Here is a 10,227-nt window from a genome sequence, read left to right on the forward strand (position 1 = left end):
GTGGGGGGCAAATCGGACAGTGAAGCCAACGTGCGCATGCGTCCTTGACCATGCGTCAGCGTGGCCTCGGCTTCGTGCGCCCAGGTGGTGTGATACGGCACATGCACGCCCCAGCCACCCAGCTCCAACACCGGCGCGATATCCGAACGCAGCGAATTTCCCACCATCAAAAATTGTGCGGCGTCGATGCCGAACTCTGCAAGCAAGCGTGTATAGGTTGCCGGGTCTTTTTCGCTGACCACCTCGATGCGACGGAACAAATCCGACAGCCCGCTATCGCGTACTTTGGCTTCCTGATGAAACAGATCACCCTTGGTGATCAAGACCACCGGGTGCTGCGCGGCCACCGCCGCCACTGCATCGCGCACGCCAGGCAGCAACTCCACCGGATGCTGCAGCAGCTCTTTCGCCAAGTGAATGATCCGGCCAATATCGGCGGCGCGAATGCTGGCACCGGTAATGTCGATGGCAGCCTCGATCATCGATAACGCCATGCCTTTCACGCCATAGCCAAAGAACGCGATATTGCGCGATTCGTATTGATAAAGGCGCTGGCCCACATCGGCCAGATCGACGTACCCAGCAAGGATGTTTTCGAAACGCTGCTGTGCTTCGTCAAAATAATCTTGGCTGCGCCAAAGGGTGTCGTCGGCATCGAAGCCGACCAATGTGATACCGGTCTGTGAAGTCTGCATGCGCACAGTGTACGGGCTACACCGGCAATGCCGTGGTGCGCTTCACCGTGCGCAGCGCCAAGGTGGTTTGCACGCGGGTGACGCCGGGCAATTGGGTCAGCACGTCGGTGTGGATGCGCTCAAAGTCGGCGGCATCGGCATACACCACCCGCACCATGTAATCGGCAGCACCGGCCAGCAAACAACACTCGGTGATTTCGGGGTGATCATGGATCGCGGCTTCAAACGCATCCAGTGCCGCGCGCCCTTGTTGGTCCAAGGTCACCAGCACAAAGGCGGTGCCGGGCAGGCCGGCCTGGTCTTCATCCAACAACAAGACATAACGCGCCACTAGGCCAGAGTCTTCCAATAATTTGACCCGCCGCAGGCAGGCCGACGGCGACAGATTGATGCGTTGGGCCAGCTCCAGATTGGTCAGCCGGCCGTCGTGTTGCAGCAGGCGCAAGATCGCGCGGTCGCGCTCATCCAAGCTGATACCAATGGGGCGTATTTTATGCATCTGTTTCAATAATTATTGAAATATAGCGCCAATATTAGCGTGAAACATTGGCAAAATCGGCGACAGGATGCGTGATTGCAAGCGCATACTGCGCAACTTCCGGTGCCGGGGAGGCTGGTGCCGTCATCCACCAAGGAATACCACCATGCGTATCGGCGTCCCCAAGGAAATCAAGAACCACGAGTACCGCGTTGGCCTGATCCCCTCGTCGGTCCACGAGCTGATCCACCACGGCCACGACGTGGTGGTGCAAACAGGCGCAGGGCTGGGCGCGGGCTTGTTGGATGAAGACTACTTGGCCGCCGGTGCCAAACTGCTGGCAACCGCCGACGAGATTTTTGCCAGCGCCGACATGATCGTGAAAGTGAAAGAGCCGCTGGCCGAAGAGCGCAAAAAGCTGCGCCCGGGCCAAATCTTGTTCACCTATCTGCACCTGGCCCCCGACGCCCCGCAAACCCAAGACCTGATCGACTCCGGCGCGGTGTGCATTGCCTATGAAACCGTGACCGCCGCCAACGGCTCGCTGCCGCTGCTGACGCCGATGTCAGAAGTCGCTGGCCGGCTGGCCCCGCAAGTGGGCGCGCATGCGCTAGAGAAGGCGCAAGGCGGCCGTGGTGTGTTGCTGGGCGGCGTCCCCGGGGTGCCGGCAGCCGAGGTGGTGATCTTGGGCGGCGGCGTGTCCGGCACCCACGCGGCCACCATTGCGGTGGGCATGGGCGCCAAGGTCACCGTGGTGGACCGCAGCGCCGATGCGCTCAAGCGTTTGGCGGCGCAATTTGGCACCGCGATTTCCACCGTGTTTTCCACCCGCGCAGCGATTGAAGAATTGGTACGCCGCGCCGACCTGCTGATCGGCACGGTACTGATCCCGGGTGCGGCCGCGCCCAAGCTAGTCACCCGCGACATGGTGCGCGGCATGAAGACTGGCGCGGTGATCGTGGATGTGGCCATCGACCAAGGCGGCTGCGTGGAAACCTCGCACGCCACCACCCATGCCGACCCCACTTATGTGGTCGATGGCGTGGTGCATTACTGCGTGGCCAATATGCCCGGCGCAGTCGCGCGCACCTCCACCTTCGCGCTCAACAACGCCACCTTGCCATTCGCGCTGGCACTGGCCAACAAGGGCTGGAAGCAAGCCCTGATCGACGATGCCCACCTGCGCGATGGCTTGAACGTATGCGCAGGCAAGCTCACCTGCGAGCCCGTCGCACAGGCGCATGGCCTGCCCTACACCCGTGCGGAAAGCGTGCTGGGGTTGTAAGTCTCACCCCATCGCATTACCCAAATGCGATCAGGGACGGCAGCGTTTCCCATTGACGATTGCCGTCCCTTGTTTGTCACAGTGCGTCTGTAGATCAAGCCTTTTTCACGAACTCCGACTTCAACCCCATCTGGCCGATGCCGTCGATCTTGCAGTCGATATCGTGATCACCTTCGACCAAGCGAATATTGCGCACCTTGGTGCCCACCTTCACCACCAGCGATGAGCCCTTGACCTTCAAGTCCTTGATCACGGTGACGGTATCGCCGTCTTGCAGCACATTGCCTACCGCATCTTTGATCACCTTGGCCGCATCCTCGGCGTCGGCCTCCCCGGCCGACCACTCGTGCGCACACTCCGGACACACCCACATCGCACCGTCTTCGTAGGTGTAGCTGGATTGGCATTTGGGGCAAGCCGGCAACGTGGACATCAGCACTCATTCCATCAAAATTTAAGCAGACAGTTTAGCGAAGGCTGCACGGTAACCGTAGCCATCGCAGGCACGCCCTGCGCTTGTGCTCATGCATCTGTTCATGCGTGTGCTGTCGGTGCCGGAAACAATGCCAGCGCCTTTGCAAATTCCGTATCCACCGGTGCGTGCACATCCAGCCGCGCACCGGTGTGTGGGTGCACCAACACCAACCGCTGCGCATGCAACAACATGCGATGAATGCCTTGCATACGAAAATTGCGATTGTGGTGGCCATCACCATGACTGGAATCACCAATCAAGTGATGCGAAAGATGCTTGAGATGCCGGCGAATTTGCCGAAAACGCCCCGTCTGTGGCGACGCCCGCAACCACGCATAGCGCGAGGTCTCAAAGCTTGCCGAAGGCAGTGGCAACTCGCAACGCGACAAGACCTCGAAGGCCGTGATCGCTGGTTTTTTTTGCGGTTTGCCAGGGCCGCCATCCAACGGATGATCCACGGTAAAGATTGCTTCCGCCGGCCAGCCACGACACACCGCCCAATACTCTTTTTGCACGTCGTGCGACATCAAAGACTTACCGAGCGCCGATGCGCTGTCGCGATCGAATGCCAATAACAAACATCCGCTGGTGGCGCGGTCGAGCCGATGCACCAAAAAGATCGGCCGGCCAAATTGTTCGCGCAGACGGTCCGCAGCAAAGTCGGTTTCGCCGCGTGCCAACGCGCTGTCATGCACCATCAACCCGGCGGGCTTGTTGACTACCGCCAACGCGGCATCGGCATACAGCACCTCCAAAGCAGATGCCGGTGCCTGGATATTTTCCGCACCGACTATCGTGCGCAATGTCATACGCCCATCGTGGCGCAGTCGATCACGAAGCGGTATTTCACATCGCTGTTGAGCATGCGTGCGTAGGCCGCATCGATGTCGTGCGCGGCGATCATCTCGATATCGGCAACGATGCCGTGCTGGGCACAGAAATCCAACATTTCCTGGGTTTCCGGCAGGCCGCCAATCAACGAGCCGGCAATGGCTTTGCGATGGAAAATCAATTCGGCGACGTTGGGGCTGGGGTGCGGTGCCGCCGGTGCGCCCACCAAACACAACGTGCCATCACGCTTGAGCAGCGCGGTGTAGGCATCCAGCACATGCGGTGCGGCCACGGTGTTGAGGATGAAATCAAAACTACCGACATGCGCTTGCATCTGCGCAGCATCGCGTGAGTTCACCACGTCGTCGGCACCCAGTTGATGAATTTCATGGCGCTTGGCTTCGCTGGTGGTGAACGCCACCACGTGCGCACCCATGGCATGCGCAATCTTGACGCCCATATGCCCCAAGCCACCAATCCCCACGATGCCCACTTTTTTGCCCGGGCCTGCGCCCCAATGGCGCAGCGGGGAATAGGTGGTGATGCCGGCACACAGCAAGGGTGCTACCGCTGCCAGTTGTGCCTGTGGGTGCCGCACATGCAGGACAAAACGCTGATCGACCACGATGCGCTGCGAATAACCCCCAAGCGTGTGCCCAGGGGCATCGGTCGTGCGTCCGTTGTAAGTCCCCACCATGCCGCTGGTGCAGTACTGCTCTAGCCCTTCCTCGCAAGAAGCGCAGTGCCGGCAGCTATCCACCAAGCAGCCCACACCGACCACATCACCGACGTTAAATCCGCTGACCGCATCGCCCACTGCACTGACATGGCCGACGATTTCGTGGCCCGGCACGCAGGGGTACAAGGTGCCCGGCCATTCGCTGCGCACGGTATGCAAATCCGAATGGCAGACCCCGCAATACGCGATGTCGATCTGCACATCCAACGGCCCCGGCGCACGCCGCTGGATGGCCATCGCAACGAGGGGTTGATCAGCCGCGTGGGCACCAAAGGCATGGGTGGTCATGGCAACACCGCAGGACAGGGAGGAACCCGCACCATACGCCGGTTATCGCGCCGCCGCAGCAAACCTTCAGTCGTGCAATTTGCCGGCGCCACAGTGCTGGGCTTCCACCTGCAAGGTCGCATGATCGATCGCAAAGGTTTCGTGCAACCCAGCAGCCACCGCTGCACGCACGCGGTCAGCATCTACCACGCCTTCCGCCAACAAGACATGCGCGGTCAAGATGGGCTCTTGCGACCCCAATGCCCACACATGCAAATCATGCACCGCCGCTACGCCCGGCACCGCTTGCATGGCATCACGCACTGCGTCCACATCCACGCCCGCCGGCACGCCTTGCATCAACACATGGACGGCTTGCTTCAACAGGACCCAGGTGCGCGGCAGCACCCATAGCCCCAACAGCACCGCCACGATTGGGTCCACCAAGGTCCAGCCGGTAAAGTGAATCAACACCGCCCCCGCGATCACCCCCAACGAGCCCAGCATGTCGCTCCACACTTCTAGGTAAGCACCTTGCATGTTGAGGTTTTCGCCGGCACCGGCGGCCAGCAATTTCATCGAAATAAAATTGGCCAGCAGACCAATCGTGGCCACCACCAGCATGCTGGACGATGCCACATCTTGCGGGCTACGAAAGCGGCCGATGGCCTCCCACAAGATGTAGCCCGCAACCAAAAACAATAGACTGGAATTGATCAACGCACCGATCGCCTCCATGCGCGCATAGCCATAACTGCGGCGCGCATCGGCGGGCCGCCGGCCCATGCGCACGGCAAACAACGATACGCCCAGTGCAGCCACGTCGGTCATCATGTGCGCGGCATCCGAGAGCAACGCCAAACTGTTGGATAACAGCCCGCCCGCGATCTCGACCAGCAGCACCACCAATGTCAGCGCAAACGCGATCCACAACGGATTTTCGTGCTTGATCACCGCCGGCACATGGCTATGCCCACCCGCGCCATGCGCGTGCCCGTGTGCATGGCCATGCGTGTGTGTGCCGTCGTCGCCGTGCGCGTCGTGCGCGTCGTGCGGGGGGTGGTCGTGGCTTGCGCCCATTGCCGTGATTCCGCGTGAATTGGCGCGCACCGTAATCGGTCAGGCATGGGTTACACAATTGCAGCACTGGCTGTGCCTGCACTGTTGCCATAAAAAACCCCGCCTTGCGGCGGGGTTCGTGGTGCGTATTGACGCGAGTGGATTACTTGCCCTTACCAAAATTCCAGGTGATATCCAGGAAGTAAGCGCGACCCAACACGTCGTAGTTATAGCTGTTGTAGGGCGAACCGGTGTTGCCTGGGTACGAGCGGACATCCATGTTTGGACTGCGGTTGCCGATGTTGTTGACCTGCAACGACACCTTCAGGTCTTCGGTCACGTCATAGCTGACGCTGCCGTTGAAGGTGGTGTATGCACCCAACTTGCCAGCACCAGCAAAGGCATAGCCTGACGGATCCAGGGTGGCGCGATAGTTGGGGGTCTTGCCGATGTAGTTGGCGTACACGGTGCTGGCCCAACGGCCACGGCTCCAACCCAGCGAGGCTTCCGCCTTCACCTTGGGGTCGGTGCTGTAGTACGGGTTGCTCAGCAGGTCACGCACGGCATCGGTGGGATAGGGCTGGAAATCATGCGTGAAGTTGCGCGTCCAGGTGCCGCCCATCGACACCAGGCCAAAGGTGCCGAAGTCATGCTGATAGTTCACGCCTAGGGCCAGCGCATTCAATGTCTCGTTGGCAATGTTGATCTTGTTCAAAAAGATCTTCTGCACTTCGCCACCCGCACCACGGGTGATCTGCGACAACGCTGCCAAGCAGGTGCCGGAGCTCGCCGGCAGTTTGCCCATCCGGCAGTTGGACTCGTCACGCAGCAACTGATCCACGTCCTGCGACGACACTTCATCGCGGATATTCCAGTGGTAGTAGTCGGCACTGACCGAAAGCTTGGCCAATGGTGCCCACACCACACCGTAGCTCCACACTTTGGCATTGATCGGTTTCAGCGCGGTATTGCCCGAGGTTTGACCAAAGTACTCAATATCGGCGTATTGGCTGGGGCAGCCGCTGACATTGCCTGCATCAAACCCGTGCTTGGCGCAGCTGTAGTAATCCACCGCGCGGCTGTAGAACCCACTGACGCCTTGGAACTGGTCGGCCAAGGTCGGCGCCTTGAAAGCGGTGCCGTACTTACCGCGCACCAACAGAGTCTCGAACGGGCGATATTCCAAACCTAGGTTGTAGGTGGGCTTGGAGATTGTTTGGCCGCCCATGTGGTAGGCATCGTAACGGGCCGATGCCGACGCGGTCAGCTGGCTCCACAGCGGCAAACGCAATTCACCGGTCACCGCGTAACGGGTGCGATCGCCATTGCCATTAAACGCGGTGGTGCCCCAAATTTTTCCGCTGGTCAGCAGCAAATCGGGGGTGTAGTTCCAACCTTGCTTGCCAGCTTCGGCCGCCAGCGCGATGCCGGCATCGCCACCCGGCAACGAGAACAGCGCACCATTGGTGAACTGCACACGCAGCAGATTGTCGTAAGTCTCACTATGCGACACGGTGCGGCCCATGAAGCCGGCCACATCGGCTGGCGACAACAGCGTGTAGAACGCGGCGTAGTCCGGCTTGAACACCGGGTAGGCGTTGTAGGTCGGGTCCAGGCCCAACTGCGCACCTAGAATATGCTGCTGGAAGTAGGCGTTGATCGGATCCTTCAAACGGCTCATCGCGGTCTGGGTCAGGCGATACTGGGTGCGCGACAGGCTGGCATCATAGTCCCAGCTGGATGCGTCACTCAGAGTGCCGTTGATGCCCACGGTGACGGCATACGAGGTGCCCTGATCCTGATTCATCAAGCGGCTACGCCCACCTGTTTCTTCCTGGGTAAAAATGCGCTGCAAATTGAGCAGCTCACCACCATTGATGCGCGGGTCGTAGTAATAACCGAAGGTCGGCTGCGTGCTCCAGTATTGGGATTCCGGGGACACGTTGTAGCCCACTTTTTCGCGCGCCACCAATACATCGGCGTAAGCCTGTACGCGGTCGTTGATATCGAATGCGGAATGCACGTAGACCTGCGCACTTTCCTTGCGATTCTTCAGAGTCGCATCACCCGGGGTGAACATCGAGCCGCAGAAGTAGCCGTCACCAAACCCCGGACGTGCCTGCTTGGTGACCGTGCCACCTTCACCAGCACTCACATTGGCGCAGTTGGCTGGATCCAAAAATTTGTAGCTGCTCGTTGGGCTGTACACCAGCCAATTGCGGCTGGCCAGCGCCTGCTCACCGCTGTAGCCGGTCGCGTTGTAACGCTTGGTCAGGTCGCGCTGCGCGGCCCATACCGGGCGACTTTTTTCCAGTTGCACGCCCAGCAAAGTGTTCCAGCGCTTGTCCGCGCTCTCCATGCTGGTAGCAAAGCTGAGCCGGGCAGACTGCCCGCCGCCTTGGTCATAACCGCCAAAACGGCCACCCAGAACGCTGCCATCCACACCCTTCTTCAGGATGATATTGACCACGCCGGCAATCGCGTCCGAGCCGTACAGCGAGGACTGGCCGCCCGGCAAAATCTCGATGCGATCCACCAGCGCCACCGGGATGTTGCTGAGGTTGTTGAACACATCGGTGCCGTTGTACAACCCCGGGTAGTTGGCCATCGGGCGACCATCGACCAGGTACTTCACATAGCTGGCCGACAAACCGAACAGGCTCAGGGTCTCCGCGCCCTGGGTGAACGCACCCGAGGTTTGGTTGTTCTGCACGCCACCAGTGGCAAAGCTGCTCTTTTGCAGCACTTCGGCCAAGCTGCTGAAACCACGTGCCTGGATGTCCTTGGCCGAGATCACGGTGACCGGCACCACGGTTTCGATCTGCGACTGAGGGATCAGCGAGCCGGTGACAACAATTTTATCCAGATCTTTTGCTGGGGCAGCCGAATTGGCGTCTTGAGCAAATGCAAATGCAGGCAACAGCAGGCCACTTAACAATGCCAATGCAAGCGGACTGCGCTTGATGGCGCGGTTAGAGGTCAAATTCATGGGGAATCCTTGGCGACGTTAATCATTCTTATGGGGGATGCAGCAAATTCACCGGGGAAAACCCCGGGATGCGCATTTTTAAGAATCAATTAACGTTTGAACACCCCCATTCATCTGTTGCCCGGCGTTCATTCACGTCCAAGTCAACACCAATGTGCACCCCCCAAACGAAAGCGCGACAGCGTCACATATTTCGAATATTTGGAGCACTTCACCTAGAAATTTTTATCGAAACACACACTTGTTCGAAAAAATCAACGCCGTGGCCACGCTGCCAGCAAGGCCCATAGCCCGCCCAATCCTGCGATCCAGGCCGATACCGGTAGCGCCAACACCTTCGGCCCACCGGCGTCCAGCGCATACAGCACCACCGCCACGATCAGCAGGCCCACGCCCAGGATCGAGGACACGATGCGGCGTTGCATCGCCTTCAACACCCATGCAATTTCACGTACGTCCGCCGAATGCATGCCCAGCCGATGGCTGCCATCCACTTGCTGTTGCAGCCAGGCATGCAGCAGGCGCGGCATGTCGGGGGCGCGGGTGATCAGCTCCGGCGCGCGTTTGCGTAATTCGCCCAGCAAGCGTTTGCGGCTGTAGCGTTCGCGCAGGATGGCTTCCAACACCGGTTTGGCCACCGCCCAGATGTCGATTTGCGGATCCAGCTGGCGACCTACGCCTTCGATATTCAGCAGGGTTTTTTGCAGCAAGATGAGTTGCGGCTGCAAGGTTAGTTCGTAGCGCTGGGCGGTGCGGAACAACTTGACCAGCACTTCGGCCAAGGAAATTTCGCTCAGGGGGCGGGTGAAATACGGTTCGCACACTGCGCGTGCGGCGGCTTCCAACTCGTCGATGCGGATATGCGCGGGCATCCAGCCGGCCTGCACATGCAGCTCGGCAATGCGGCGGTAATCGCGGTTGAAGATCGCCATGAAATTTTCCGCAAGGTAGTACTGATCCTCGCTGGAAAGCTGGCCCATGATGCCGAAATCCAACGCGATGAAACGCGGATCGCTTTTGCGCGTGGCATCCACCCAGATATTGCCGGCGTGCGCATCGGCATGGAAAAAATTATCGCGGAACACTTGTTGGTAAAACACCCGCACACCTTTGGCGGCCAAGGCCTTGCGGTCGATGCCGGCGGCGTCCAGCGCCTTCACGTCATCGGATGGAATGCCGCGCACGCGCTCCATCGTCATCGCACGTTCGGCGGTGTGTGACCAGATCACTTCGGGCACGTACAAGTCCGGCGAGTCTTGCCAATTTCGGCGCAGCAAACTGGCGTTGCCGGCTTCACGCTGCAGATCGAGTTCGGCTGCCAGGGTGTTTTGAATCTCGGCCACGATTTCGCGCGGGCGGATTTTGTCGGCGCTGGGATGGGCGCGCTCCACCACTGCGGCAACGTTGTT

At 59.8% G+C, this 10,227-nt stretch carries 9 protein-coding genes; 1 reads left to right on the plus strand and 8 read right to left on the minus strand.

Annotated features, from left to right (window positions below; genetic code table 11):
- Positions 1 to 695, minus strand: a 695-nt coding sequence (locus tag PK789_RS08980) for an HAD family hydrolase (RefSeq protein WP_324308427.1), incomplete at its 3' end; no start/stop codon positions are given.
- A gap of 16 nt (positions 696 to 711) precedes the next feature.
- Positions 712 to 1,194 carry an Lrp/AsnC family transcriptional regulator gene (locus PK789_RS08985; protein WP_324308428.1) on the minus strand — a complete coding sequence of 161 codons (483 nt, stop codon included), beginning with the start codon at positions 1,192 to 1,194 and terminating at the stop codon, positions 712 to 714.
- A gap of 145 nt (positions 1,195 to 1,339) precedes the next feature.
- Here PK789_RS08985 and ald point away from each other — a divergent pair, with 145 nt between their 5' ends.
- Entirely contained in the window at positions 1,340 to 2,458 is a 1,119-nt protein-coding gene (ald, locus tag PK789_RS08990) for an alanine dehydrogenase (protein ID WP_324308429.1), read from the plus strand.
- 94 nt (positions 2,459 to 2,552) lie between these two features.
- On the opposite strand, the gene PK789_RS08995 is transcribed toward ald, so the two are convergent.
- The 6 genes from PK789_RS08995 to PK789_RS09020 form a co-directional block, all read right to left on the minus strand.
- The gene (locus tag PK789_RS08995; protein WP_324308430.1) at positions 2,553 to 2,891 is read right to left on the minus strand and encodes a zinc ribbon domain-containing protein YjdM; all 339 of its coding nucleotides are present in this window, start codon (positions 2,889 to 2,891) and stop codon (positions 2,553 to 2,555) included.
- A gap of 101 nt (positions 2,892 to 2,992) precedes the next feature.
- Positions 2,993 to 3,742 (minus strand): pseudouridine synthase, encoded by a 750-nt coding sequence (locus tag PK789_RS09000; protein WP_324308431.1) that lies wholly within the window; start codon positions 3,740 to 3,742, stop codon positions 2,993 to 2,995.
- On the minus strand, positions 3,739 to 4,791 hold the full coding sequence (locus PK789_RS09005; RefSeq protein WP_324308432.1) for an NAD(P)-dependent alcohol dehydrogenase: 1,053 nt from the start codon (positions 4,789 to 4,791) through the stop codon (positions 3,739 to 3,741). Before PK789_RS09005 ends, PK789_RS09000 begins: the two co-directional genes overlap by 4 nt.
- Before the next feature lie 66 nt (positions 4,792 to 4,857).
- Positions 4,858 to 5,850: a cation diffusion facilitator family transporter gene (locus PK789_RS09010; RefSeq protein ID WP_324308433.1), complete on the minus strand. Its 993-nt coding sequence runs from the start codon at positions 5,848 to 5,850 to the stop codon at positions 4,858 to 4,860.
- Positions 5,851 to 5,992: 142 nt separating this feature from the next.
- The gene (locus tag PK789_RS09015) at positions 5,993 to 8,818 is read right to left on the minus strand and encodes a TonB-dependent receptor plug domain-containing protein (protein WP_324308434.1); all 2,826 of its coding nucleotides are present in this window, start codon (positions 8,816 to 8,818) and stop codon (positions 5,993 to 5,995) included.
- 254 nt (positions 8,819 to 9,072) lie between these two features.
- Positions 9,073 to 10,227: AarF/UbiB family protein (locus PK789_RS09020; protein WP_324308435.1), on the minus strand; the 1,155-nt coding region annotated here is incomplete at its 5' end.

The sequence above is a fragment of the Thermomonas sp. genome (assembly GCF_035369645.1).
In the GTDB taxonomy this organism is placed as follows: domain Bacteria; phylum Pseudomonadota; class Gammaproteobacteria; order Xanthomonadales; family Xanthomonadaceae; genus Thermomonas.